This is a genomic window from Bacillus sp. JJ664, assembly GCF_036962205.1.
Classification (GTDB): Bacteria; Bacillota; Bacilli; order Bacillales; family Bacillaceae_G; genus Gottfriedia.
This window is the reverse complement of sequence record NZ_JBALMS010000014.1, coordinates 13,229-38,352: the sequence shown is the minus strand read 5'-3', so window position 1 is coordinate 38,352 and position 25,124 is coordinate 13,229. Positions and strand designations below refer to the sequence as shown.

30 protein-coding genes are annotated in these 25,124 nt (G+C 33.2%); 22 read left to right on the top strand and 8 right to left on the bottom strand.

Going from position 1 to position 25,124, the window contains the following annotated elements; genetic code table 11:
* Window positions 1-296: 296 nt before the first annotated feature.
* From V7056_RS02505 to V7056_RS02460, 10 genes are all read left to right on the top strand, one after another.
* On the top strand, window positions 297-530 hold the full coding sequence (locus tag V7056_RS02505; protein WP_499698969.1) for a DUF1797 family protein: 234 nt from the start codon (window positions 297-299) through the stop codon (window positions 528-530).
* A gap of 134 nt (window positions 531-664) precedes the next feature.
* A complete protein-coding gene (locus V7056_RS02500; RefSeq protein ID WP_499698967.1) occupies window positions 665-1,183 on the top strand; it encodes a ribonuclease H-like YkuK family protein in 519 nt (172 codons plus the stop codon).
* 54 nt (window positions 1,184-1,237) lie between these two features.
* Window positions 1,238-1,429, top strand: a complete 192-nt coding sequence (gene abbA / locus V7056_RS02495; protein WP_499698965.1) for an antirepressor AbbA — start codon at window positions 1,238-1,240, stop codon at window positions 1,427-1,429.
* A gap of 405 nt (window positions 1,430-1,834) precedes the next feature.
* On the top strand, window positions 1,835-2,281 hold the full coding sequence (gene cbpB / locus V7056_RS02490) for a cyclic-di-AMP-binding protein CbpB (RefSeq protein ID WP_192601296.1): 447 nt from the start codon (window positions 1,835-1,837) through the stop codon (window positions 2,279-2,281).
* Between the two features lie 68 nt (window positions 2,282-2,349).
* The gene (gene ccpC / locus V7056_RS02485) at window positions 2,350-3,219 is read left to right on the top strand and encodes a transcriptional regulator CcpC (RefSeq protein ID WP_499698963.1); all 870 of its coding nucleotides are present in this window, start codon (window positions 2,350-2,352) and stop codon (window positions 3,217-3,219) included.
* An 80-nt stretch (window positions 3,220-3,299) separates the two neighbouring features.
* Window positions 3,300-4,016 (top strand): 2,3,4,5-tetrahydropyridine-2,6-dicarboxylate N-acetyltransferase, encoded by a 717-nt coding sequence (gene dapD / locus V7056_RS02480; RefSeq protein ID WP_499698961.1) that lies wholly within the window; start codon window positions 3,300-3,302, stop codon window positions 4,014-4,016.
* A 66-nt stretch (window positions 4,017-4,082) separates the two neighbouring features.
* Window positions 4,083-5,198, top strand: a complete 1,116-nt coding sequence (locus V7056_RS02475; protein WP_499698959.1) for an N-acetyldiaminopimelate deacetylase — start codon at window positions 4,083-4,085, stop codon at window positions 5,196-5,198.
* A gap of 112 nt (window positions 5,199-5,310) precedes the next feature.
* Complete coding sequence (locus V7056_RS02470; RefSeq protein WP_499698957.1) at window positions 5,311-5,853, top strand: peroxiredoxin; 543 nt, start codon at window positions 5,311-5,313, stop codon at window positions 5,851-5,853.
* A 150-nt stretch (window positions 5,854-6,003) separates the two neighbouring features.
* Window positions 6,004-6,459, top strand: coding sequence for a TlpA family protein disulfide reductase (locus V7056_RS02465; RefSeq protein ID WP_499698955.1), 456 nt, complete (start codon window positions 6,004-6,006; stop codon window positions 6,457-6,459).
* 175 nt (window positions 6,460-6,634) lie between these two features.
* Window positions 6,635-7,672: a cytochrome d ubiquinol oxidase subunit II gene (locus V7056_RS02460; protein ID WP_499698953.1), complete on the top strand. Its 1,038-nt coding sequence runs from the start codon at window positions 6,635-6,637 to the stop codon at window positions 7,670-7,672.
* A gap of 302 nt (window positions 7,673-7,974) precedes the next feature.
* Here V7056_RS02460 and rnjA read toward each other — a convergent pair whose 3' ends face one another.
* Together rnjA and V7056_RS02450 are read right to left on the bottom strand one after the other, a co-directional pair.
* Entirely contained in the window at window positions 7,975-9,642 is a 1,668-nt protein-coding gene (rnjA, locus tag V7056_RS02455; RefSeq protein WP_088000169.1) for a ribonuclease J1, read from the bottom strand.
* A gap of 4 nt (window positions 9,643-9,646) precedes the next feature.
* The gene (locus V7056_RS02450; RefSeq protein ID WP_499698951.1) at window positions 9,647-9,859 is read right to left on the bottom strand and encodes a DNA-dependent RNA polymerase subunit epsilon; all 213 of its coding nucleotides are present in this window, start codon (window positions 9,857-9,859) and stop codon (window positions 9,647-9,649) included.
* A 350-nt stretch (window positions 9,860-10,209) separates the two neighbouring features.
* Between V7056_RS02450 and V7056_RS02445 the strand changes: the two genes are divergently transcribed.
* Together V7056_RS02445 and V7056_RS02440 are read left to right on the top strand one after the other, a co-directional pair.
* On the top strand, window positions 10,210-11,118 hold the full coding sequence (locus V7056_RS02445; protein ID WP_499698949.1) for a DMT family transporter: 909 nt from the start codon (window positions 10,210-10,212) through the stop codon (window positions 11,116-11,118).
* Window positions 11,119-11,134: 16 nt separating this feature from the next.
* Window positions 11,135-11,908 carry a Cof-type HAD-IIB family hydrolase gene (locus tag V7056_RS02440; protein WP_499698947.1) on the top strand — a complete coding sequence of 258 codons (774 nt, stop codon included), beginning with the start codon at window positions 11,135-11,137 and terminating at the stop codon, window positions 11,906-11,908.
* 53 nt (window positions 11,909-11,961) lie between these two features.
* On the opposite strand, the gene def is transcribed toward V7056_RS02440, so the two are convergent.
* Together def and V7056_RS02430 are read right to left on the bottom strand one after the other, a co-directional pair.
* Window positions 11,962-12,519 (bottom strand): peptide deformylase, encoded by a 558-nt coding sequence (gene def / locus V7056_RS02435; RefSeq protein WP_499698945.1) that lies wholly within the window; start codon window positions 12,517-12,519, stop codon window positions 11,962-11,964.
* A 195-nt stretch (window positions 12,520-12,714) separates the two neighbouring features.
* Window positions 12,715-12,849 carry a YjcZ family sporulation protein gene (locus V7056_RS02430; protein ID WP_499698943.1) on the bottom strand — a complete coding sequence of 45 codons (135 nt, stop codon included), beginning with the start codon at window positions 12,847-12,849 and terminating at the stop codon, window positions 12,715-12,717.
* 164 nt (window positions 12,850-13,013) lie between these two features.
* Between V7056_RS02430 and V7056_RS02425 the strand changes: the two genes are divergently transcribed.
* The 6 genes from V7056_RS02425 (at window position 13,014) to V7056_RS02400 (ending at window position 19,478) form a co-directional block, all read left to right on the top strand.
* Window positions 13,014-13,661 (top strand): YkyA family protein, encoded by a 648-nt coding sequence (locus tag V7056_RS02425; RefSeq protein ID WP_499698941.1) that lies wholly within the window; start codon window positions 13,014-13,016, stop codon window positions 13,659-13,661.
* A gap of 476 nt (window positions 13,662-14,137) precedes the next feature.
* On the top strand, window positions 14,138-15,217 hold the full coding sequence (gene pdhA, locus V7056_RS02420) for a pyruvate dehydrogenase (acetyl-transferring) E1 component subunit alpha (RefSeq protein WP_499698973.1): 1,080 nt from the start codon (window positions 14,138-14,140) through the stop codon (window positions 15,215-15,217).
* A gap of 3 nt (window positions 15,218-15,220) precedes the next feature.
* The gene (locus V7056_RS02415; RefSeq protein WP_499698939.1) at window positions 15,221-16,198 is read left to right on the top strand and encodes an alpha-ketoacid dehydrogenase subunit beta; all 978 of its coding nucleotides are present in this window, start codon (window positions 15,221-15,223) and stop codon (window positions 16,196-16,198) included.
* 109 nt (window positions 16,199-16,307) lie between these two features.
* Window positions 16,308-17,675: a dihydrolipoamide acetyltransferase family protein gene (locus V7056_RS02410; protein WP_499698937.1), complete on the top strand. Its 1,368-nt coding sequence runs from the start codon at window positions 16,308-16,310 to the stop codon at window positions 17,673-17,675.
* A gap of 5 nt (window positions 17,676-17,680) precedes the next feature.
* Window positions 17,681-19,093 carry a dihydrolipoyl dehydrogenase gene (gene lpdA, locus V7056_RS02405; protein WP_499698935.1) on the top strand — a complete coding sequence of 471 codons (1,413 nt, stop codon included), beginning with the start codon at window positions 17,681-17,683 and terminating at the stop codon, window positions 19,091-19,093.
* A 145-nt stretch (window positions 19,094-19,238) separates the two neighbouring features.
* Window positions 19,239-19,478, top strand: coding sequence for a hypothetical protein (locus tag V7056_RS02400; protein WP_499698933.1), 240 nt, complete (start codon window positions 19,239-19,241; stop codon window positions 19,476-19,478).
* On the opposite strand, the gene V7056_RS02395 is transcribed toward V7056_RS02400, so the two are convergent.
* Window positions 19,479-19,874 carry a DUF1885 family protein gene (locus tag V7056_RS02395; RefSeq protein WP_088000179.1) on the bottom strand — a complete coding sequence of 132 codons (396 nt, stop codon included), beginning with the start codon at window positions 19,872-19,874 and terminating at the stop codon, window positions 19,479-19,481. It abuts the gene before it with no gap.
* 157 nt (window positions 19,875-20,031) lie between these two features.
* On the opposite strand from V7056_RS02395, the gene V7056_RS02390 reads away from it, so the two are divergent.
* Window positions 20,032-20,325, top strand: coding sequence for a DUF3055 domain-containing protein (locus V7056_RS02390; protein ID WP_499698931.1), 294 nt, complete (start codon window positions 20,032-20,034; stop codon window positions 20,323-20,325).
* A 171-nt stretch (window positions 20,326-20,496) separates the two neighbouring features.
* Window positions 20,497-20,619: a GapA-binding peptide SR1P gene (locus tag V7056_RS02385; protein ID WP_499698929.1), complete on the top strand. Its 123-nt coding sequence runs from the start codon at window positions 20,497-20,499 to the stop codon at window positions 20,617-20,619.
* Between the two features lie 72 nt (window positions 20,620-20,691).
* On the opposite strand, the gene V7056_RS02380 is transcribed toward V7056_RS02385, so the two are convergent.
* Both V7056_RS02380 and V7056_RS02375 read right to left on the bottom strand, forming a co-directional pair.
* A complete protein-coding gene (locus tag V7056_RS02380; protein WP_499698927.1) occupies window positions 20,692-21,525 on the bottom strand; it encodes a protein-glutamine gamma-glutamyltransferase in 834 nt (277 codons plus the stop codon).
* Between the two features lie 142 nt (window positions 21,526-21,667).
* Complete coding sequence (locus V7056_RS02375; protein WP_499698925.1) at window positions 21,668-23,119, bottom strand: aminotransferase class I/II-fold pyridoxal phosphate-dependent enzyme; 1,452 nt, start codon at window positions 23,117-23,119, stop codon at window positions 21,668-21,670.
* A 277-nt stretch (window positions 23,120-23,396) separates the two neighbouring features.
* Here V7056_RS02375 and V7056_RS02370 point away from each other — a divergent pair, with 277 nt between their 5' ends.
* Entirely contained in the window at window positions 23,397-23,666 is a 270-nt protein-coding gene (locus V7056_RS02370; RefSeq protein WP_499698924.1) for a UPF0223 family protein, read from the top strand.
* A 230-nt stretch (window positions 23,667-23,896) separates the two neighbouring features.
* On the opposite strand, the gene V7056_RS02365 is transcribed toward V7056_RS02370, so the two are convergent.
* A complete protein-coding gene (locus V7056_RS02365) occupies window positions 23,897-24,526 on the bottom strand; it encodes a YktB family protein (RefSeq protein WP_499698922.1) in 630 nt (209 codons plus the stop codon).
* 198 nt (window positions 24,527-24,724) lie between these two features.
* On the opposite strand from V7056_RS02365, the gene V7056_RS02360 reads away from it, so the two are divergent.
* The gene (locus V7056_RS02360) at window positions 24,725-24,913 is read left to right on the top strand and encodes a YkzI domain-containing protein (RefSeq protein WP_499698920.1); all 189 of its coding nucleotides are present in this window, start codon (window positions 24,725-24,727) and stop codon (window positions 24,911-24,913) included.
* Window positions 24,914-25,124: the final 211 nt, after the last annotated feature.

Sequence of the window (25,124 nt, the reverse complement as noted above, 5' to 3'; positions counted from 1 at the left end):
CAGCCATCTTGAGTAAATAATTCAATTTGCATATAACTTACATCCTTTTAAAGTTATTTTTACTTAAATAATTTAATTTAATCTTAATATTACATATAAAATTGGAAGATATAAAGAATTTTGTTTTATCACTGTGTGAATCATTTAACTTTAAGCTTGTATTTATTTACAAATACAAGTATCCTTATTAGTGGACACTTACATAACTAATATCTATTGTAAAATTTTTGGATAGAAATTGTAAGAAAGTATAACCTATATTTAGGGAATGACACATGGTAGAAAGGAGTTCTAATATGTCTTTATTATCAGGAATTTTAGAACGCTTAGAAAGCTTAATTCAACAATCAACGAACGGTGAAGTTGCACAGAGATATTTTGAAGTTAATGGCGAAAGAAAATGTAGTGTAAAGTATTCAGAGAAAAATGCTTTTGAATTAGAAGTATTTAGACAAGGTGAAAAACCACAAACGTTTCCATACGATAACATCGATATGCTGGCGATTGAAATATATGAACTGATTTCTTAATAATTGTCATGAAAAAACAAGCGAAAGCTTGTTTTTTTTGTTGTAAAACATATTGAAATAGATAGGTCGTGCTAATCCCACTTCAAGTTGAATACATTATTATGTATTGATCATGAAAAAGGGAGGTTATGATTGTGAATGAAGATCAGTATAGATTTTATAATGTTAGTGAAAGAAACCTAAGTTTTGATCAAGTTGTTTCCAGGCTATATCATTTTGTAAAATGTGATCCAAATAAACAATACCGCCTTTCGATTGGAACCGATTCACAGGTTCATAGTAATGGAACAAAATTTATCACAGCCTTACATTTACACAGAGTTGGTAATGGGGCGTGGGGGTGCTTACATACTTGTTGGCATCAAAGGAAAATTAGAAATTTAAAAGAAAAGATATTTCTTGAAACAATGTATAGCCAAGAAATTGCATTTCTACTAACTCCTTTTCATTTAGAAAAAATATTTAGTCCACTCCATGAAAATGCTAACTCAAATAACTTTAGTTTTGAAATTCATCTAGACATAGGTACCACGGGACTTACAAAAGAATTTATACAAGAAATGACGTCAAAAGTTAGTGCCATGGGGATTATTCCAAAGATCAAACCAGATTCATATACAGCTTTTAGTTATGCTAATAAATTTACAAAATAATAAGTTTAAGATGAATAAACATTGATTAAAATGAAAATTAGGAGGGATTGATGAATGCAAAGTGAACAACATTTCACAGAGGACGAGTTAAATTTATTAGTTGATACTGTAATGAAGCAAAATTATGCGATTGAATTAATTTCTTCTCAAATTACTGATATAGAAAATGGACTAATGGATGCTGGTGATGATCAATATGAGAGACTTACTCATTTGTATCAAAAACTTAGGGATTTGGGTTTATGAATTATCATAGAATTAAACGTATCGATAAATCTTATGTTTATCGATACGTTTTTTTATTTGACCTTATATAAAAAAGTTTATAGTTTGTTGTTTGAAACGATTAGTCATCAACTAAAGCCTTCTAAAAAGTAACACTAGATACGAATACAGCCGTTAATTTTTATTGTATTCCTAGTGCATTGGAATGCGCCTTTAATTCTGATATGATAGTATTTGGGACTAGTTAATCAGTGTCCTAGAATGTAAAAATGATGTAATCGTTTGGATGATTAGTTTAGGACGTTTATCTCTATTTCGTTAAGTTGAGATTTTCAATGATTAACAAGTCAATAAAATGACTAAATTCTTTCTGTTTATGGAAGATAAGAAAAGTACTTGGTGCTTTTAAAATAGGGGGACGATCATTTGATTAGTATTGATGGACAACAATTTTTTGAACATAAAGTTGAGGAAGTTATCATATCTAGTGAAAAAGTTGCGCATGTTCAAATAGGAAACAGCTTAGAGCATGCCTTATTAGTGCTGACAAAATCAGGATACTCTTCGATTCCTGTATTAAATCCAAAATTTCAATTACAAGGATTAGTTAGCACAGCGATGATTTTAGATGGTATTTTGGGATTAGAGAGAATAGAGTTTGAACGTTTAAGTGAGATGAAAGTAGAGGAAGTAATGGGTAAAGAAATCCCGCTATTATATACAACCGATACGATTGCAAAAGGGTTAGAGCTAGTTATTGATCACCCATTTGTATGTGTAGTAGACAAAGAGAATACATTTGAAGGTATTTTAACTAGAAGAGTCATATTGAAACAATTAAGCAAAAACATAAGAAGATATAATAAACAATAAAGTCAAAAAAAGTAGGTCATCAATGATTGACTTACTTTTTTTATCATGTTTCTAGTTCGAGGTGAACAATGCAAATTGATGATATTCGTTTAATGATTACTTTAGCAGAAGAAAAGAATATGAGAAAAGCGGCAGAACGATTATTTGTTTCACAACCTGCTCTAAGTCAGAGACTACAAAATTTAGAGAAACAGATGGGAAGTGAACTGTTTATTCGTTCCCAAAAAGGTTTGATTATTACTGCGTCTGGAGAAATAATATTAAACTATGCTAAGAGAATGGAAGAAACATATCAAAATATGCTAGAACAACTTCAAATATTAAAATCAGATATCTCCGGCACATTAAAGATTGCAGTTTCTTCAGTTGTAGCGCAGTATTGGTTACCGCCAGTATTAAAACGATATGTATCACAATACCCAGACGTCCAAGTTTCACTATTTACAGGTTGGAGTAGTGAGATTACGAATCGTTTATATGAAAATGAGGTCCATCTTGCAATTGTAAGGGGAAATCAAAATTGGTTTGGTGAAAAAGAATTGCTATTTTCAGATGAACTATTGTTGGTAGATACAAAAAAACATGAATTAAGAGATTATAAAGAAATCGAGCGACCATTTATTCAGTTTAAGAGTAATTCTAATTACTATCAATTAATTCAATCTTGGTGGTATGAACATTTCAACTCCTTACCTAAGCATGAAATAGTTGTTGACCAAATTGAAACGTGTAAACAATTCGTCTTAAACGGTTTAGGGTTTGCAATTTTACCTTCTACAGTCTTACATGATGTGTTTGACGAAAATATTATCAAAACTCCTTTATATACAAAGGAACATACTCCTTTATTTAGAGATACATACTTACTATATAATAGAGATGCAATGAAATTAAAACAGGTTGAAGGGTTTATAGAGTCAATCCGAAAAAAAATTTGAAGATACGTTCACAAAATCTTGCTTGTTAGATACTAGTTTTGATAGAGTAATCTTATTGAGATTCTTAAGGAGGCAACAAAATGAAATTAATGGATGCAAACGAAATTATTGCTTTTATTTCTAATAGTACAAAAAAAACACCTGTAAAGGTTTATGTAAAAGGTCAATTAGACAAGCTTACAATTTCTGAATCAGTACAAGCTTTTATTTCTCAAAATTCAGGCGTATTATTCGGTGAGTGGGATGATGTAAAAGTTATTCTTGAAGGGCAAAAAGAATACATAGAAGATTATGTAGTTGAATCAGATCGTCGTAACTCAGCAATTCCTTTATTAGATTTAAAAGGAATCAAAGCTCGTATCGAGCCAGGTGCATTTATTCGTGACCAAGTAGTAATTGGAGATAATGCAGTTATTATGATGGGTGCTGTTATTAACATTGGAGCTGTTATTGGAGAAGGAACAATGATTGATATGAATGCAGTGCTTGGAGGACGTGCAACAACAGGTAAAAACTGTCACGTTGGGGCAGGCGCTGTTTTAGCAGGCGTTATTGAGCCACCTTCAGCTAACCCAGTTATCCTTGAGGACAATGTTTTAATCGGTGCAAATGCCGTTGTATTAGAAGGTATTAGAGTTGGAGAAGGCGCTGTAGTAGCTGCTGGCGCTATTGTAACAGAAGATGTTGCGCCATATACTGTAGTTGCAGGAGTTCCAGCTAGAAAAATTAAAGATATAGACGATAAAACGATTTCAAAAACTGAAATCATTCAAGCTTTACGTAATTTAAATCAATAAGGTTATCTTGTAAGTTGGATAAAGCGTAGAATTATGATTCTACGCTTTTTTTCGGAGGTGTTGTAAATGGAAACATTCGTAAAAATAAGAAGAGATTTACATCTAATTCCTGAATTAGGGTTTCAAGAATTTAAAACTCAAAGCTATTTGCTTGAATATTTATCAACGCTAAACCAAGAGCGGATGATCATTCAAACCTGGAGAACTGGTATATTTGTCAGAATCAAAGGGACAAATCCAAGTAAGACAATTGGCTATAGAACTGATATTGATGGTTTGCCAATGAATGAAGCAACGGGATTGCCGTATGCTTCTACACATGAAGGTAGAATGCACGCATGTGGACATGACGTACATATGAGTATTGCTTTAGGTGTTTTAACGAATTTAGTTAATCATCCGATTCATGATGATGTAGTGTTTATTTTCCAGCCTGCAGAAGAAGGTCCTGGTGGAGCTGAACCATTACTAAAAAGTGAAGAATTTACTTCATTTAAGCCGGATCGTATTTATGGCTTACATATCGCACCGGAGTATCCAGTTGGCACGATTGCCACAAGACCGGGCATGTTATTTGCACATACTTCTGAACTATTTATTGACTTTCATGGATTGAGTGGACATGCTGCATTTCCACATTTAACAAATGATATGATTGTTGCGTCAAGTCATTTTATTACTCAAATACAATCAATCGTTTCAAGAAATGTGAATCCATTAGATAGTGCCGTTATTACGATTGGTAAAATAACAGGTGGTACCGTTCAAAATGTGATTGCAGATCATGTGAGAATTGAAGGAACAATGAGAGCTTTAAGTGAAGAAGCAATGAAAAAATTAAAAGAGCGAATTCAAAGTCTTGTCAATGGATTTCAAGAGAGCTTTCAGTGTAAAATAGAAGTAGATTTTGGAAGTAATTACTATGGCGTCATAAATGATGAATCGATTACGAATGAATTTTTCGATTTTGTGAGACAATATGACGGCATTCAAGCAGTTGAATGTAATGTAGCAATGACTGGAGAAGATTTTGGTTATATGACAAAAGAGATTCCAGGGATGATGTTTTGGATTGGTGTTGATTCTAAGTTCGGATTACATCATCAAAAGTTAAACCCAGATGAAAATGTCATTCCACTCATGATTCAATTTATCTCTGATTTCATTAGTAAAAAAGCTTGAAAATAGTTTTCATTTAATAATTATTATTATTAAATATTGACTTTAAAAAGGTAGTTTAATATAATATCATTTGTATGATTATTAACTACATAAATTATTGGAGGTAAATATAATGGCAGAACGTTTAGTAGGGAAACAAGCTCCACGCTTTGAAATGGAAGCAGTATTACCAAATAAAGAATTTGGTAAAGTAAGTTTAGAAGAGAATATGAAAAACGATAAATGGACAGTATTATACTTCTATCCAATGGATTTCACATTTGTATGTCCAACAGAAATCATTGCAATTTCTGATCGTTATGATGAGTTTGAAGATTTAGATGCTGAGGTTGTTGGTGTATCTACTGATACAATCCACACTCACTTAGCTTGGATTAACACAGACCGTAAAGAAAACGGCTTAGGTCAATTAAGATACGCATTAGGCGCTGATACAAACCACGTTATTTCTCGTGACTATGGCGTTTTAATTGAAGAAGAAGGTATCGCATTACGTGGATTATTTATCATTAGCCCAGAAGGCGAATTAATGTACCAAGTAGTTCACCATAACAACATTGGTCGTGAAGTTGATGAAGTATTACGTGTACTTCAAGCTTTACAAACTGGTGGTCTTTGCCCAGCTAACTGGAAACCAGGTCAAGCAACTCTATAATCAATTCATAATGTAATACAAATGAAAAGGTCTAACATATTGTTAGGCCTTTTCAATACATAAGAAGAACAGTGCAGGTAACTAGCTCTGCCCCGGACAAGCCTAGGGCTATACTTAGGTTTGTTACATTTTAGTCAGGAGGAAGAATAGATGAGATTACGCTCACCAATGCCAGAATTAAACGGTGCCACAGCAGTATTAAATAAAGAGGTTCAAAAAGAGGATTTAATCGGTCAACAACCAACACTTATTCATTTTTGGTCAGTAAGTTGCCACTTATGTAAGGTAGCTATGCCAAATATTAACGCATTCCGTGATGAATATAAAGACCGTTTAAATGTTGTTAGTGTACACATGCCAAGATCTGAAGACGATTTAGATCTTGATAAAATTAAAGAAGTTGCAGAAGAACATGGGATTACACAAACAATTTTAGTAGATAATCAACATACAATTACGGACGCATTTGAAAATAAATATGTTCCATCTTATTATGTGTTTGATAAAACTGGTGCGTTAAGACATTTCCAAGCTGGTGAAGGTGGAATGCCGATGCTAGAAAAACGTGTTAACCGTGTATTAGACGAAGCGGCTAAAGTTGAATAAATAAGGTAAAGAGACTTTAATAAGTCTCTTTTTTTTATGAAAAGTATTCGATTCTCTTTAAGATTCAATGGAACTGACCTTATAAAATTTAATAATAAATAGATGTAATTCTCTTTTATCGGTATAATAAAGTGAATAACGATTATATCGTGGATGTTTTTTAGGAGGAAATGTTTTGGAAATACAAACGATCGCAATTTTTATATTATGGTTGTTTTTATATGCCTACATGATTATTGCTTCTATTGATTTTGGCGCAGGATTTTACGCGTTTTACGCTATTTCAAGAAAAGAAGAGCCTAAGTTGATTGGATTGATCAATCGACATTTATCATCTATCTGGGAATTGGCTACTTTATTTTTTATTTTCTTCTTTGTAGGTGTAGTAGGTATATTTCCTCGAGTTGCATATTATTATGGGGTGCCTCTATTAGTACCTGGAAGTGTCGCAATGATTTTATTAGCAATCAGGGGATCGTTTTATACGTTTCAACAATACAGTGGGAAAAAAAGCCAGTATTTCTTGTTGTTATACGGAGCAACGAGCTTGTTAATACCAGTTACTTTATCTACGGTTCTAACAATATCTGAAGGCGGTTTTATTATAGAAAATGGCACAGATATACGATTCTATCCAATAAAACTAATTACGAACTTTTATTCTTTATCGGTTATGCTACTTGCAGTATGTTCGGTATTGTTTATCAGTGCGATGTTTTTAATTTACTCTGCAAAACTAGTAAACGATTCTGAGTCCGAAATAAAATTAAGGAAATACGTTCTTGTATGGTCGATACCAACAATCTTTTCAAGTATCATCGTATTTGCATCTATGAAGCTACATAATAGTGTTCACTTTGAAAGAATGCACAATGTTTGGGAATATTTCTTAGTTTCACTGATTTGCTTTGGGATCGCCATTACATTCATTATAAAAAGAAAGCGATATGGTTTAGCGTTTATATTAGTGTTGATGCAATATTTCTTTGCGTTTTTTGGATACGGAGTCAGTCATATGCCTTTTATACTTTATCCATATCTTAGAATTGAAACAAGTTTTGCAAAGAGTAGTTTGGCATTCATATTAATTGTTTTCTTTGTGTTATTTCTATTGATCATTACAATTTATTTTATCTTATTAATGATGAATAAACCGTTGTTTATGAAACTATATTTAAAAAATCATGATAAAAATAATGTATCTGAGAAATGAAATAGAGCTTACGGTTCTTTTTAAAAGGAGTACGTAAACGATTTGAATTACACTTTAAATTATTAAATAGGCACGATAAAGGGGGCTCATCAGTCAATATGACTTGAGCCCTTTTTTATTTTATATATCAATAAAATCACTGTGTTAATATCCACAACAGGATCCAAGTATTCAGGAGCAAGAGCAGAGCTTCTGAATGGGTGGCCTAAGCTAGAAGCTACAACCACAAAAGTATGTTGATATAAAAAATGGCAACTAATTAATCGATTAATTAGTTGCCATTTCGTATATACTTATATGATTTATACTTCCATAATAATTGGAAGTATCATTGGTTTACGCTTTGTTTTTTCGTAAAGGAATGGAGATAATGTGTCTGTAATTTCGTTTTTAATTTCAGACCATTGTGATGTTTTGCGATCCATTATTTTATTTAAATGAGCAGAAATCATTGCTTGTGCTTCATTGATTAAATCGCCACTTTCTCTCATATAGACAAAACCACGTGAAATAATATCAGGTCCAGCAGAAATTTTAAATTCTTTCATATCAATGCTTACTACAACAATAACAAGACCTTCCTCAGAAAGGATTCTTCTGTCGCGTAAAACGATATTTCCGATATCACCAATTCCGCTTCCATCAATATACACGTTGCCTGAAGGTACTTTACCAGCAACCATAGCTTCATCAGAACGCAGGGCTAATACTTCACCGTTATCCATGATAAAACAATTTTCTTCTGGTACACCACAGTCCATTGCTAGTTTAGCATGCATACGTTGCATTCTATACTCACCATGGATTGGCATGAAGTATTTTGGTTTCATTAAACGAAGCATAAGCTTTTGTTCTTCTTGTCCACCATGACCACTTGTGTGAATATCATTTAAAGAACCGTGGATTACTTCAGCACCTGCGCGGTATAGAAGATTAATTGTACGGTTTACGCTCATTGTGTTACCTGGGATTGGTGAAGATGAGAATACAACTGTATCACCAGGAATAATTTGAATTTGACGATGTGTACCGTTTGCAATTCTAGATAGTGCTGCCATTGGTTCACCCTGGCTACCAGTACACAAGATAACAATTTGATTCGCAGGAATTCGATTGATTTGCTGTGCATCAATAAAAGTATCTTTTGGACATTTGATATAGCCTAAGTCATGACCGATATCTATGTTAGCTTCCATGCTACGTCCGAAAACTGCAATTTTACGACCTGTAGCAATTGCAGCCTCAACAACTTGTTGAAGTCGGTGGATGTTTGAAGCGAAAGTAGCAAAAATGATACGACCATCAACCTTACGGAAAATTTCATTGATCGTGTCACCAACTTTGCGTTCAGACATCGTGAAGTGAGAAACCTCACTGTTTGTACTATCAGAAAGTAAGCATAAAACACCATCTTTTCCGATTTCAGCCATCTTTGTTAAATTAGCTGAATCTCCAACTGGTGTGAAATCAAATTTAAAATCTCCAGTATGAACAACTTGTCCTTGAGGAGTTTTAACGACAATACCATAGCAATCAGGAATACTATGTGTAGTACGGTAAAACGTAACACTAGTTTTTCTAAATTTAATGATGTCATCTTCTTTAATTTCTATTAACTTAGCTTTACGTAATAAACCATGCTCTTCAAGTTTATTTTTGATTAAAGCTAGAGCAAGTTTACCACCATAAATTGGAATATTTAATTCTCTTAATAAATATGGAATACCACCAATGTGATCTTCGTGTCCGTGAGTGATAAATAAACCTTTAATTTTTTCCTCATTTCGAACTAAATAGGAATAATCAGGAATTACATAGTCTATCCCTAATAGCTCATCTTCAGGGAACTTGATGCCGGCATCGATTAATATAATTTCATCTTGGTATTGTACTGCGTATGTATTTTTTCCAATTTCCCCTAAGCCACCTAGTGCGAATACGGCAGCTTGATCATTTTTAAGAAATTTCATAAGTTTACACTAACTCCAAAACTTTAAAGTTTTCACTTTGTTTTTCAAATTCAAGATGAGCACCGGTTAAAGCTTGAACAAGCTCAACATTATAATTGAAAGGTAATAATTTCGCACGAACTTCTCTTTCACTATCTGCTTCAACATAAACCGTCTTTGTTTTCTCTCTTACAGGCGCTTCTAAAAGCACTTCCTGATAGTATACTTTAAAAATCATTTAAATCTCTCCTTGTCAATTCTCTATCTTCTCAATATTATAAGGGATTTCCATTATATTTTCATTCTTTTTATTGCATATTGCCTAAATTAGGCTCATTTTAAAAATTTATTTGAAATTATAGAGATATATTTCTTCTTTTTTAACAATTGTTTTAGCCGTTTTTTTAATTTATTTCTAAGTCTCTTTAACATTAGTTTTGCCTCCATTACTCGAAATTAAACTCGTATGTAACGAACACGGTCATTGGATAAATTATGTATAGTATTTAACGAAAGAACATTTTCATACAATATAGAGGAAAAAGAAGATAAAATAAAGGTTATCTAACATTTTAAGGAGAGAATGCTGTGAAGAAATTATATGTCGCCTTATTTTTACTAAGTATTATTTGGAGTACTTCATTTTTGTTTATTAAGCTATTATTAAATGATATTAGCCCAGAGGGGATCGTATTTTATCGATGTTTTTTCGGTGCAATCACCTTATTAATCATCATGCTAATTAAAAAAGTAAAGATTGATTTAAAAAATCTACCTAAAATGGGCTTGCTCATTACAATATCGCTTTTTAATCATGCGGTACCATGGTTATTTCTATCTTTCAGTGAAACGCATCTTCAAAGTAATGAAGCAGCAATCCTAAATGCATTCACACCTATAGCAACTCTGGTTATTGGGATTTTTTTCTTCTCGCAAAAAATTGTTTCAAAACAATGGATTGGACTTTTCGTAGGGATTATTGGATTAATGATTATGATGAATATCAAACTATCAACAATCTTTTCCAATAATATATATTATTCTTTATTAATGATTTTTGTTACTTTTTGTTACGGGCTTGGTTCACATTTAACAAAAAAATATCTTCAAAAAATAGATGTTTTAATCGTGTCATTTTTAACACTTGGTATTTCAGCCGTTTTCGGATTTATTTATATGGTAATTGCTGGGAAGGGTACAGTTGAACCGTTTGTAAACATTGAAGTATTCGGTGGAACTCTAGGTCTTGGCGTACTGTGTTCAGGCTTGGCATATTTATTATTTTATTATATGGTTAAAGAGGGTAGTGCAGAGTTTGCGACAATGGTAACTTATATTGTTCCAGTTTTTGCGTCTATCTGGGGATTCTTCTTTTTACATGAACCATTAACAATTAAGATGGTTGTTGGATTACTAATTGTATTATTAGGCGTGTTTATTACAAATAGTAAGAAAACTGCGAAGATCAAAAACAAAAATGCAAATGCGGCTTCATAAGTAAGGAGAGAAAAATATGTCAAAACCAATCGTATTTTTTGATATAGATGGCACAATTTTAAATCATGATAAACAAATTCCAAAGAGCACAAAAGAGGCAATTTTCGAGCTCCAAAATAAAGATGTTCATGTAGCAATTGCAACTGGAAGAGCGCCTTTTATGTTTCAAGAGTTAAGAGAAGAATTAAACATAAGTAGTTTTGTCAGTTTAAACGGTCAGTATGCAGAATTTGAAGGGGAAACAATTCATAAACATGCATTACATTCAGACCAACTTCACCTATTTACTGAAAAAGCTAATGAATTAAATATCCCTCTTGTTTATTTAAATAATGAAACGATGAAAGCTTCCATAGATGCACATCCTCATATTCTAGAAGCAATGACTTCAATAAAGATGAATCATCCAGAAGTACAAAGTGATTTTTATCTAGGTCGTGATATTTACCAGGTTCTACTTTTCTGTGAGGAACATGAGGAGACAAATTTAACGAATGGATTCGAACAATTTAATTTTATTCGTTGGCATGATTTTTCTTCAGATGTATTACCGATTGGTGGATCGAAGGCAAATGGTATACAGCAAATGGTTAACCATTTAGGAATTGAAATGAAGAATGTATTTGCATTCGGTGATGGATTAAATGATTTAGAAATGATTGAGAGTGTAGGTACTGGTATAGCAATGGGGAATGCAGTTGAACCCCTAAAAAAACTAGCTAATTATATTACTTCTAGTGTAGAAGAAGATGGCATATTAAAAGGATTAAAGTGGGCTGGATTACTATAAATAAAAAAAGCAGAATTCGCCTGTGCGATTTCTGCTTTTTTAGTTTATCTAAATTAGTTTCTTTCCAATGGAGCGGCCCCTTCAGGCGCAGAAAAAGGATTATTTTTATTGATACGATCATAAAACATAATGCCATTTAAGTGATCAATTTCATGTTGAAAGCAAATTGCAGGTAATCCCTTTAATCGAATTTTTACTTCGCCTACTCTTGTATCAAAACCTGTAACAGTAATCCTAGCGTATCGCGGAACATACCCTTCAACATCACGGTCAACTGATAAGCAACCTTCTCCAGCAGATAAATATACTTCCTCAACAGAATGACTAATAATTTTAGGGTTCAATAAAGCATAACTGAATAAATTACCTTGTAAATCAGTTACGTGTACACCTATCGCTCTTTTTAAAATGCCAATTTGGGGTGCAGCTAAACCAATTCCTGAACGTAAACTGTATTCTTTCGATATTTCAGGATCTTGACTATTAATAACATATTCCAATAAAGAATTTGCTAAGTTGATATCTTCCAAACTTGGCGGAATATTTACTTCCGCTGATACTTCCCTTAATCTAGGGTCACCTTCACGGATAATATCTTTCATTGTAATCAAACAATCTCACTCCTTACATTGCTTCATATTAAATTATATGTAATTTTTATTAGTAATAATAGTCTAACAAATCTTCATGAAATTGTCAGTAAAGCGAAGTCCTAATGAAATTGAAAAGGAGCGAATAAAAACATTCGCTCCTAAAGTTTGTGGTTATACATAAATATAGAGTGTTTTAGCGATGAAACTAAAAAATTAGCAAATGAATGCCGCACCAACGATGATTAATAAAATGAATAGAACAACGATTAATGCGAAACCACTTCCGCAACCACAACCGCCATATCCAGGGCCAATACCGCCTTTACCATATCCTCCGTAACCGTACATAATATAACCTCCTTTTAAGGGTGTTTCCGCCAGTAGCGGATACTACAAAATATGAAAAAGGAGCTAAAGTGTGTGGGTATGTGACTATGTTTATTTTGAATACGCATAAAAAGTCAGAAAAGATGCATGATGAACATAATACAAAAAAAATTCAGGTGAAAATCATGTATAAAAAAATAATGACTTATTTAATGGTTTTTTCAGTTCTCCTTTTAGTGAACACAGCGTGTCAATCACAAGCTAAACAAATGGATTCTGTTATTGAAAAATTAAATCAAATTACAGCCATGGAACAAAAATTCTTCAAAGCTGGTGAGCAAATTCAAGAATTAGAAATCCAAGAACTAGAATGTTACGAAAAGATATTTTCATTCAAAGTAAATGAAATTGATAAAAGGCAAACTACTGCCAAAAAAGCTATCAGATTATTAAATGAGAGAAAAGGAATGATCGCTGAGGAATCAAAATTAATTCACAAGATAGACATAAAAATTGAAGAACTTCAAACAATAAACATTGAAACAAAAGATGCAGAGTTTCGAAAAGATGTGAATGAGTTCATACTCACTTGGAAAAAAAGAACGACAAAGTATGATCAATTAAATAAGAAATATCAGGAAGCAATTAAAATAGACCTTACAATCTACAATTTACTATCTCAGAAAAAAGTTGAATTGAAGAATGTTAAGAATAAGACAAAGAACACAAACGTTGTTTATAAAGATGTCATAAAAATAAATGATCAACTAAATCTTTATACTCAAAAATTAAATGAACAAAAAAAAGATATTTATGAAAAATATGGAAAATAGGTAAATTTTAGTAGGGTCTATCAATAAAAGTCGTTGTAGTACAGCTTTACTTCACGTCAAAAAAATCACAGAAATTCGCTATTGAAGTATAATTAATGGGATGTTCGATTATTGTATAACAGATAGGTGTTTCATGGGTGATACAGATTAAAATTAGAACGATATTTTTTTCATGAAAACATGTATTAAATAATACAACAAAATATTTGACGAGTTTGTGAACGTGCGATAAACTGTACTAGTATTGAACGTTGTACTAATGTAATACACTATAATAATAAGTACAGTTTTTAATTGTAAGTGAAATCATCTAAGAACAACTTATAATTACTATCTAAAATACTAAAGTGGATATTGTTAATAAATGATAGCCTCCATAATTAAAGAAGGGTGTGGGTTTAGTGGCAACTACTACTAAGAAGGTAGAAGGAAAGGAAAAAACAGAAATGAAGAATAAACAAACTGTTTCTGAATTAATGGACCAAATGCTTCAATTTGGTGATTCAGTAGGAACTCTTCAAATTTTAAACGAAGAGGGCGAAATCGTTAATGAAGCAGCAATGCCTGAATTAACTGACGAGCAATTAAAAGAATTAATGAAGCGTATGGTATGGACACGTGTTCTTGATCAACGCTCAATTTCATTAAATAGACAAGGTCGCTTAGGTTTCTATGCTCCAACAGCTGGTCAAGAAGCTTCACAATTAGCGAGTCATTTTGCTCTTGAAAAAGAAGACTTTATCTTACCTGGTTACCGTGATGTACCTCAAATGCTTTGGCACGGTTTCCCATTATATAAAGCATTTTTATGGTCACGTGGACATTTTGTAGGAAGTCAAATTCCTGAAGATGTAAATACATTGTTCCCACAAATTATTATTGGAGCACAAATTATTCAAGCTGCAGGTGTTGCACTTGGTATGAAGTTAAAGGGACAAAAATCTGTTGCCATTACATATACAGGTGACGGTGGTGCTTCTCAAGGTGATTTCTACGAAGGGATGAACTTTGCTGGTGCTTACAATGCGCCTGCGATCTTCGTTGTTCAAAATAACAGATACGCAATCTCAACTCCTGTTTCTAAGCAATCAAAAGCTAAAACAATTGCTCAAAAAGCAATTGCAGTAGGTATTGCTGGTATTCAAGTTGATGGTATGGATCCATTAGCAGTTTATGCAGCTACATCAGAAGCTCGTAAACGTGCAATCAATGGTGAAGGGCCAACTTTAATTGAAACATTAACATTCCGTTATGGACCACATACAATGGCTGGTGATGACCCTACTCGTTACCGTACGAAAGATACTGAGAATGAGTGGGAAGCAAAAGATCCAATCGTTCGTTTCCGTAAATTCTTAGAGAAAAAAGGTCTTTGGACTGAAGAAGAAGAAAATGCAATTATCGAAGAAGCAAAAGAAGCGATTAAAGATGCAATTAAACTTGCTGACCAAGAGCCAAAACAAAAAGTTACTGATTTAATGGAAAATATGTTCGAAACAAAAACAAGTAATATAGAAGAGCAATATGCAATTTATAAAGAGAAGGAGTCGAAGTAAGTCATGGCGCAAATGACAATGATTCAAGCTATCACAGATGCATTACGCGTTGAAATGAAAAATGATCCTACTGTAGTAGTATTCGGTGAGGACGTTGGAGTAAACGGTGGTGTATTCCGTGCAACTGAAGGTTTACAAGCAGAATTTGGTGAGCAACGTATTTTTGATACACCACTTGCTGAATCAGGAATCGGTGGATTAGCAATCGGTCTTGGAATTCAAGGCTTCCGCCCAGTAGCTGAAATTCAATTCTTCGGATTTTTATTCGAAATTATCGACTCAATTGCTAGTCAAGCAGCTCGTATGCGTTACCGTACTAGTGGTCGTTTTACTTCACCAATTACGTTCCGTTCTCCATTTGGTGGAGGAGTTCACACACCTGAAATGCATGCGGATAGTTTAGAAGGACTAATGGCTCAAACTCCTGGTTTAAAAGTAGTTATTCCATCAACACCAAAAGATGCAAAAGGTCTTTTAATTTCTTCTATTCGTGATAACGATCCAGTTATCTACTTAGAGCACATGAAATTATACCGTTCTTTCCGTGAAGATGTACCTGAAGGTGAGTACACTATCGAATTAGGTAAAGCAGATGTTAAACGTGAAGGTAAAGACGTTTCTGTATTTGCTTACGGTGCAATGGTACACGCTGCATTAAAAGCAGCTGAAGAATTAGATAAAGATGGCGTTTCAGTTGAAGTTGTTGACTTACGTACTGTACACCCATTAGACATCGCTGCAATTGTTGCATCAGTTGAGAAAACTGGCCGTGCAGTAGTTGTTCAAGAAGCACAAAAACAAGCTGGTATTGCAGCAAATGTAGTGGCTGAAATAAATGATCGTTGTATCCTTTCATTAGAAGCGCCAGTTGTACGTATTACGGCAGCTGACACTGTATTCCCATTCTCAGAAGCGGAAACTGTTTGGTTACCAAACCATAAAGATGTAGTTGAAGGTATTCAAAAAGTATTAAACTTCTAATAAGTATGTAACAAAAATAGTGGAAAGGTATTTGATGAATTCATCAATACCTTTCTTACATTATAGATGAATGTTTAAAAATATTAACTTTGTTCGGAGGTAGAAATCTGTGTCAAACTCAGTGGCAAGTCTATTTGAATTTAGATTACCAGATATCGGTGAAGGTATTCACGAAGGTGAAATTGTAAAATGGTTTATTAAAGCAGGCGACGAAGTAAATGAAGATGATATCATTTGTGAAGTTCAAAACGATAAATCAGTTGTTGAAATTCCATCACCTGTTAAAGGTAAAGTGTTAGAAGTTTTAGTTAGCGAAGGAACTGTTTCAGTTGTTGGCGACGTTTTAGTACGTTTAGATGCTCCAGGTTATGAAAACATTGCGTTCAAAGGTCAACATGCTGAAGAAGCTCCAGCTACTACTCCAGTACCAGAAGCTGCTGATGCTGTTCAAGCAAAAGTACAAGAATCTTATGAGCAAAGCGAACCTAAAACAGATGCTGCGCCACTTTCACCAGTTGCTGCAATTGAGCCAAAAGCTCATGTAATTGCAATGCCATCTGTACGTAAATATGCACGTGAGAAAAATGTAGATCTACGCATCGTACCAGGTTCAGCTAAAAATGGTCGTGTTACTAAAAAAGACGTTGATGCATTCTTATTAGGTGGAGTAGCTCCAGTTGCTGCAGCACAAACAGAAGTTACTGTTGAAGTTGTTAAAGAAGCTCCAGTTGCAGAACAAGAAGCACCAAAAGCAATGCCAATTCCAGAAGGTCAATATCCTGAAACTCGTGAAAAAATGAGCGGAATTCGTAAAGCAATTGCTAAAGCAATGGTTAACTCTAAACATACTGCTCCACACGTAACACTAATGGACGAAGTAGATGTAACGAAACTAGTTGCTAGCCGTAAAAAATATAAAGAAGTTGCAGCTGCTCAAGGTATTAAGTTAACATTCTTACCTTATGTTGTGAAAGCTTTAACTTCAGCATTACGTAAGTTCCCAGCATTAAATACATCAATCGATGATGCTACTAGCGAAATCATCCACAAGCATTACTATAACATTGGTATTGCTGCAGATACTGATAAAGGTTTATTAGTACCAGTTGTTAAAGATGCTGATCGTAAAGCGATCTTCTCAATTTCAGCTGAAATTAATGAATTAGCTACAAAAGCTCGTGATGGTAAATTAGCTCCTGCAGAAATGAAAGGTGCTACATGCACAATCTCTAATATCGGTTCAGCTGGTGGACAATGGTTCACTCCTGTAATCAATCACCCTGAAGTTGCTATTTTAGGTATTGGTCGTATTGCTGAAAAACCTGTAGTATTAAACGGAGAAATCGTAGTTGCTCCAGTATTAGCGTTATCATTAAGCTTTGACCACCGTATGATTGATGGTGCAACAGCTCAAAACGCTTTAAACCACATTAAACGATTATTAAATGATCCAGAATTATTATTAATGGAGGCGTAAGATAAATGGTAGTAGGAGATTTCGCAATTGAACTAGATACGGTCGTTATCGGCGCTGGTCCTGGTGGATATGTTGCAGCAATTCGTGCAGCACAACTTGGACAAAAAGTAGCAGTTATTGAAAAAGGTAACCTAGGTGGAGTTTGCTTAAACGTTGGTTGTATTCCTTCAAAAGCATTAATTACTGCTGGTCACCGTTATGAGACTGCAAAGCATTCGGAAGATATCGGTATCACTGCTGAAAATGTAAAGGTTGACTTTACTAAAGTGCAAGCTTGGAAAAGCAGTGTTGTTAATAAATTAACTGGTGGAGTAGCTGGTTTATTAAAAGGTAACAAAGTTGAAGTTATCAAAGGGGAAGCTTACTTTAATGATGCAAACACTTTACGTGTAATCACTGAAGATTCAGCTCAAACTTATACTTTTAATAATGCAATTATTGCAACAGGTTCAACGCCAATCGAAATCCCTGGATTCAAATGGAGCAAACGCGTAATCGACTCAACAGGTGCTTTAAACTTACCTGAAATTCCAAAAAAATTAGTTGTTATCGGTGGCGGCTATATTGGTATGGAATTAGGTACTGCTTATGCAAACTTTGGTACTCACGTAACAATTTTAGAAGCTGGTGATGAAATCTTAAATGGTTTCGAAAAAGCAATGAGTTCAATTGTTAAGCGTGGATTAAAGAAAAAAGGCAATGTTGATATCGTAACAAAAGCATTCGGTAAAGGCGTTGAAGAAACTGCTGATGGCGTGACTGTTAAATTCGAAACAAACGGAGAAATGAAAGAAATCGAAGCTGATTATGTATTAGTAACAGTTGGACGTTTCCCTAACTCTCGTGATATGGGCTTAGAAAATGTCGGTGTTGAAATTAACGAACGCGGTGTAATTGGTACTGATAAACAAGCTCGCACATCAGTTAAAAATATTTTTGCAATTGGTGATGTAATTGCAGGACCGCCATTAGCTCATAAAGCTTCTTACGAAGGTAAAGTTGCTGCAGAAGCAATCAGTGGTTTAACAAGCGAAATTGAATACTTAGCTATTCCTGCAGTCGTATTTACTGATCCAGAATTAGCAACAGTTGGATATACGAAAAAACAAGCAACTGATGAAGGTATAGATGTAAATGTTGCGAAGTTCCCATTTGGTGGAAATGGTCGTGCATTATCTCTAAACGCTACAGAAGGATTTGTACAATTAGTATCACGTAAAGAAGACGGTGTACTAGTTGGTGCTCAAGTAGCTGGTGTAAATGCATCTGACATTATTTCTGAACTTGGTCTTGCAATTGAAGCTTGCATGAGTGTTGAGGATATTGCTCAAACAATCCATGCTCACCCTACATTAGGTGAAATTTCAATGGAAGCTGCTGAATTAGCAATGGGACACCCAATTCACGTATTAAAGTAATCTGACATTCTGTAGTGACATTGGCCACTACTCAACATAAAAAACCTCCTATTATTAGGAGGTTTTTTTGCATGTTAAAAGTATGTACCGCATAACGTTGTAGAAAACAATATTTTTTTGGTTTGTAATGGACGGTGGTGTTAAAATGCGTAAACAGTTAATGGTTTTATTTATTCATCAAATCTTTTGGTTCGGTTTTTCATTTGTCATGTATTTATCAAAAAGAGATCAATTGTACGCAAAATTTATATTATTTTTAGTATTTTTTTATCAATTATATTTAATTGCTAAATTTGTTGGAAACACAAGAAAAGCAAGTATTATGATTACTTGCTTCTACGCTAGTATATTTTTCTTTTGTCAATTAATCGTAAACTTGTTTTAATTATCTTTTATAAAAATACATGATACGTTTATTAAATAATTCAAGTTTACCTTCTATTTTTTGAGCTAAGTATCGGCACAATTCATTTGCTTTTCCTTTATCACCATAAGTTGAATTCGGTAATAAAGTAATGATAATATGTTTGTCATCTTGGATTGAGACAACAAAATGATTATAACGTGAATCATTGCTTTTTAAATATAATGCATCCTGTTCATCTAGCTTCTTATTTGAAAGGCTATAAGGAAATGAAGCCCTTTCATAATTCCAGTCAACTTGTTGTCCAATTTTTGTAGACGATTGTATGTAGTCGTTAATTAAGTTTTGTAATAAATCTAAACTTGCCTCTTGATATTTTGATTTATCCATTAATTGAATGGTAGCTTGTTGAACCATATTCATATCCCCCTAAGTTGTATATCCAGTTAAACATCACTTTTTTTCTTTTTTATCATAACATTATTTCAAATTTTTAGACAAGTATTCGGAATGAATTTTGCTTTCACTTCATATGTATTAATTTACAACACAAATGTGAGGAGTGGAAAATGATATGTTTGAAAAATTATATGATGATCACGAAAATGTTAGAGTAAGATTTGTTGGTTTTATAGCAAACGATGTAAGGTACGATATAGGCATTGTATATACGAACATGTTTTTTGGGAAACCACTCGTCATCTGCATGCAGTCTAGACAATGTATTGTTCTAGATCGGCAAGATGTTTTATATCCAAATCAATTAAAATTCCTATGTAAATTGAAGAGCGATGATGAAGCGATGAAGCTTGCAGATTATTTAGCGGATTGGTTGCCACACCCAAGAATGGAAGAGAGTTACGAATAAACTTGAATTTAATGTGTCATACTAATTACTTCGTTAATACAATGAAATATGAGATAAAAAGTTTGGAAATAAATTTATTAAGTTATACTTATTTACCTATTGCGTAAATAAGTATAACACTTTATAATGAAGTTAAGTTAATTGATACAACATTATGAAAGGGGTTACAAGATGGGAACGTTCGTATGTAAATGTTGTGAAAAAACAGTAGGTCATTTCGAGGATGAAAAAGTTACGACTTTATATGTAAAAAACTGTGAGCATTGTGAACCGTCTATTGAGGAAACTTGTTAATATAATTTAAAATGAAACATCATAAAGAGGGTACTTTAAAAGTACCCTCTATTTTTGTGTTTTTTACAGAAATTAAGCTATTTGGTGCTGGTCACCAATTCTAGCAGTAATGACATCACTTGATTCGTCTCTTGTATTGACTGGAATAAGTTTTGAATCATCCGTTAAATAATTAACCATTTCATTTGCATCGATTCGGGTATTTAAGTTTGTTAAATATGCAGAAATCATTGCAAATGGATATCTATGCATATTTAGATGAAAAATTATTTCAGGTAAAGGTCGAATACCAATACCATGTCCATAATAGTAATTACTTCCCATACTTACTGTATTCTCACCTTGCCACTCTGGCGTAATAGGGTCTACTTGAGGATTTTTTATATACACGACATCACCAGGTACTGGTCGATCAATTTCCGCAGTACGAATAGCTAACTTTGGGTCGTAATTCCATGTATATAGATACAATCCTCGATCGAATAATTGATCAAATACTTCATAACCGTATAAATCCAACAGGGCTTTATAGAAAACAATTACGATTGCTGTAGCACACTCGGTCGCATAAAATTGTCCGTTTCTAAATATGTCATAAATACCAGCGGAAGGTCTTACACCTGGTCTCAAACGAAAGCCTCCTCGAGGTGTACGAATCCAAAACATGGGATTACAGTATGCTCTTCTAAAAACTCTAAATTGCATATTACTTGCCAACAATTCTTTCGAAGCTCTAATAATATAAGTACGTAACGTTAAATCAAACGATAATTCTCGATCAGATTTATAAATATTTGAATGTCGACTGTTTGATAAATTTCTAATTATTTCTTGTAGAAGTTGTTCATTCCAATCTCCACTTTCTTTTAATGAAGCATGAACAATTTTATTATTCACGACTATCATTAGGTTCACATCCTATCATAATAGCTTTTTATAAGAATTCTCTAATTATTTACCTTAGCTATCATATGCCTATTTAAAATGAATGTGATACAAAATAAAAAAACTAAGGAAAATATTCCCTAGTTTTCATTTTGAAAATATATTATTTAATTACTTTTAACGTATATAAATCTTCATCTTCTGGCCCTTGTACAGGTAGGCCAGCTTCAATATTCTTTTTAATATATATTAAATTTTCTAGTGTAATTTCTTCACCTGGCAAGAAAATCGGGATCCCTGGTGGATAAACCATAACGAATTCAGCTATTATACGACCAACTGATTCTTCTAGTGGTACTGACTCTGTTTCAGAATAGAAAGCATCCCTAGGTAAAACAGCTAAATTTGGGATTGTTGGAATCGTTACATTATATGCTTTATAATAATCTGACACTGGAAACTCTTCAACAAGAACTTCAAATGCATGAATTAACTTCTCGATATCTTCTTTACTATCTCCAGGTGTTAATATACAAAGGACATTATATAAATCAGACATTTCTACTTCAATATTAAAACGTTCGCGTAACCAAACCTCAACGTCGTGGCCTGTAATCCCTAATTTTTTAACACTTATTAATAATTTGGTTGGATCAAAGTTATGTGTTGCTTCTTTTCCAAGTAGTTCATAGCCTGGACTATATAAACCTTTTATATTATTAATTCTATTTCTAGCATCATTAGCTAGTCTAATAGTTTCTGTAATTAATACCTCACCAATTGTAGCCAAACGTTTTCGTGCAACGTCAAGAGAGGCAAGTAATATATAAGATGTAGACGTTGTCGTTAACATGCTCAATACAGATTGCACTCTGTGGACGTTTACGATGCCTTCTTTGACATTTAAAATGGAACTTTGAGTTAGAGAGCCACCAAGCTTATGAACGCTTGTAGCAGCCATATCAGCACCTGCTTGCATAGCTGATATTGGAAGTTCATTATTAAAATGAATATGTACTCCATGTGCTTCATCAACTAAAACAGCTATTCCATGTGAATGAGCTAAGTCTACGATACTTTTTAAATCAGCAACAAAGCCGAAATATGTAGGATTAATGACTAAAACTGCTTTTGCATCTGGATGATTAACGATTGCTTCTTTTACAGCATTTGTTGTAATTCCATGAGAAATTCCTAACTCATGATCAATTTCCGGATGAACAAAAATTGGCATTGCGCCTGAAAAAATAATGGCTGATAATACCGATTTATGAACATTTCTAGGAACAATGATTTTATCTCCAGGACCACAAACACTCATGACCATTGTCATAATAGCCCCGCTAGTACCTTGCACTGTAAAGAAAGTATAATCAGCACCAAACGCTTTTGCAGCAAGATCTTGCGCTTGTTTTATTTTACCTTTAGGATGATGCAGATCATCTAAAGGAGCAATATTGATTAAGTCGATTGACAATGCGTTATCGCCAATAAATTCCCTAAATGTTGGATCCATTCCATTCCCTTTTTTATGTCCTGGGATATGAAACTGAATAGGATTCTTCTTTGCATGTTCTAGTAAAGAAGTGAATAACGGTGTTTCATTTTGGTTCATTTAACATACACCCCATTTATGAATAATAGTGTTTTTCGGAAGTGGTATGTTTGTAAACAAATCAAATATGTTTACTCTCATTAAGTTATAAACTGTTTTACCTTCATTTGAAAAACAAAAAAATTATATCATTCTATGAATTTTCTGTATAGAAAAAAATGCTAAAGTTATGAAATATTATTCATTGAAATGAAATTATATCAATATTTAATAGAAGAATTGAAATTGAAAAATGTGATAAAATGGTAGTAGTAACATGAGATAGGAGTGGGTTTACATGGATTATCAATATCCGATACTTTTCGATTGGAGTACGAATGAAACAATCGAAGTTATACAATTTTACACATCAGTAGAAAGAGCATATGAAAAAGGGATTGAACGAGAAGAGTTAATGTTGGCGTATAAGCAATTTAAAAAAATAGTTCCTAGCATTGCCGAAGAGAAGAAACTATGTGGGGAATTAGAAGAAATCTCAGGCTATTCTGCATTCAGACTTATGCAAAAAGCGAAAAGTGCTGCACCTGGAGATAAAATTAAAATGTAAATGAAAAAGGCAAATGATGTCCGAGAACGGTCTCATTTGCCTTTTTCGTTATGCCAATTTCTTCCATTAAATATACGGTATGAAAAAACGTTCCCTAATGTCCTTGTCTTATGCTTGTCGGAGCTGACCAGTCGCCTCCACATTTCGGTCTGTCGAAAAATGTGAAGAGATTGGGCATAGACTTTTGTTTTTTACATATGTATAATTAAACAACACTTATAAAAATTTATTCATTTTATACTGATTTCGTATAGAGGAAGTAAAGTGTTATAAGTATCTTTAATTGAATGAATGAGACTTTCTTTTGAAAGTGTAATGGCTTCATCTTTTGGAATTGTAATGCCACAAAGGTACTCGGATTTTTTTACATCATGGAATCTTTGGATTCCTTGTTGGAAATCATCTTTTTTCATTTTACTTCTTGGATGAACATCAGGCTTCATATGGTCATAGGAAATAACAAAGTTTTTAGGTATTAACTTAAATAGTTTGTTTTTATTTTTATCAAAATTAGTTGCAATCTTTTGTTTATTTGGACTTTCGTAAATGATACCGAACAGAACAAAAAGATGTGTGCCCCAAAGACCAAATTGAAAATGAGGTAGCATTTTGTAACCTCGTTTATTCGTTGCAAATGCGATCCAAGTGTCTTTTGGAGCATTTACTGTACGACGAGCGTGTTTGGCAATATGACCGAAGAATTCTTCATCTGTTGAGTTGTTTAAAAAAGGAAGGATTTCTTGTTCTATTTCCTTGAATTTTGGTTGAATTTCACTTTTAATAGCATCCATTCTAGTTTCTAAGGATGAGTCGGTTGTGAAAATGTTAAAATCGCTTTCTGTAAAAAATGGTTGATTCATTTTGGACCCCCTAGTATATAGTCTTTAAATAGTATACCATGATTGTCCGCAAACAAATGGGTAGAATGTTTCACTATAAAATAGTTACATTATAAGCTCAAATAACATATATTAGTAGCAAAATAAAAATCAGAAAATTTTGTTAATTAAACTGAACACATTTTGTTTTGCCAACTTATATTCTATGGAGGGATAGTAATGAGACAAGTGATTAATGCGTTAAAAAGAACTGATGCTGAGAAGAGAATTCCTGTACTTAGATTAGAATTAGATTATGAATTAGCAACATTATTCGATGCAATGACAATTAAGGACAATGAAGCTATGATCGAGTCTAAGAAAAAATTAGAAGTATTAAGATTAGAATTAATCCGTTTAGAAGCTTAGCGAGTATTCAATTACCGAACCTTTAAATAGGTTCGTTTTTCTGTGCACACATATCTTTCTTTAGCCCAACGATGTATCGTATGCCCACCCTCCAAAAAAGTTCCTCAATTTTTTATGATTAAATCATTTCATTAGGTTTTTTTAGGATATTATTGGTAAACTGATAAACAGAAGATAATTTATCAGTTTAGATGTAGACATTGGAGTGTTC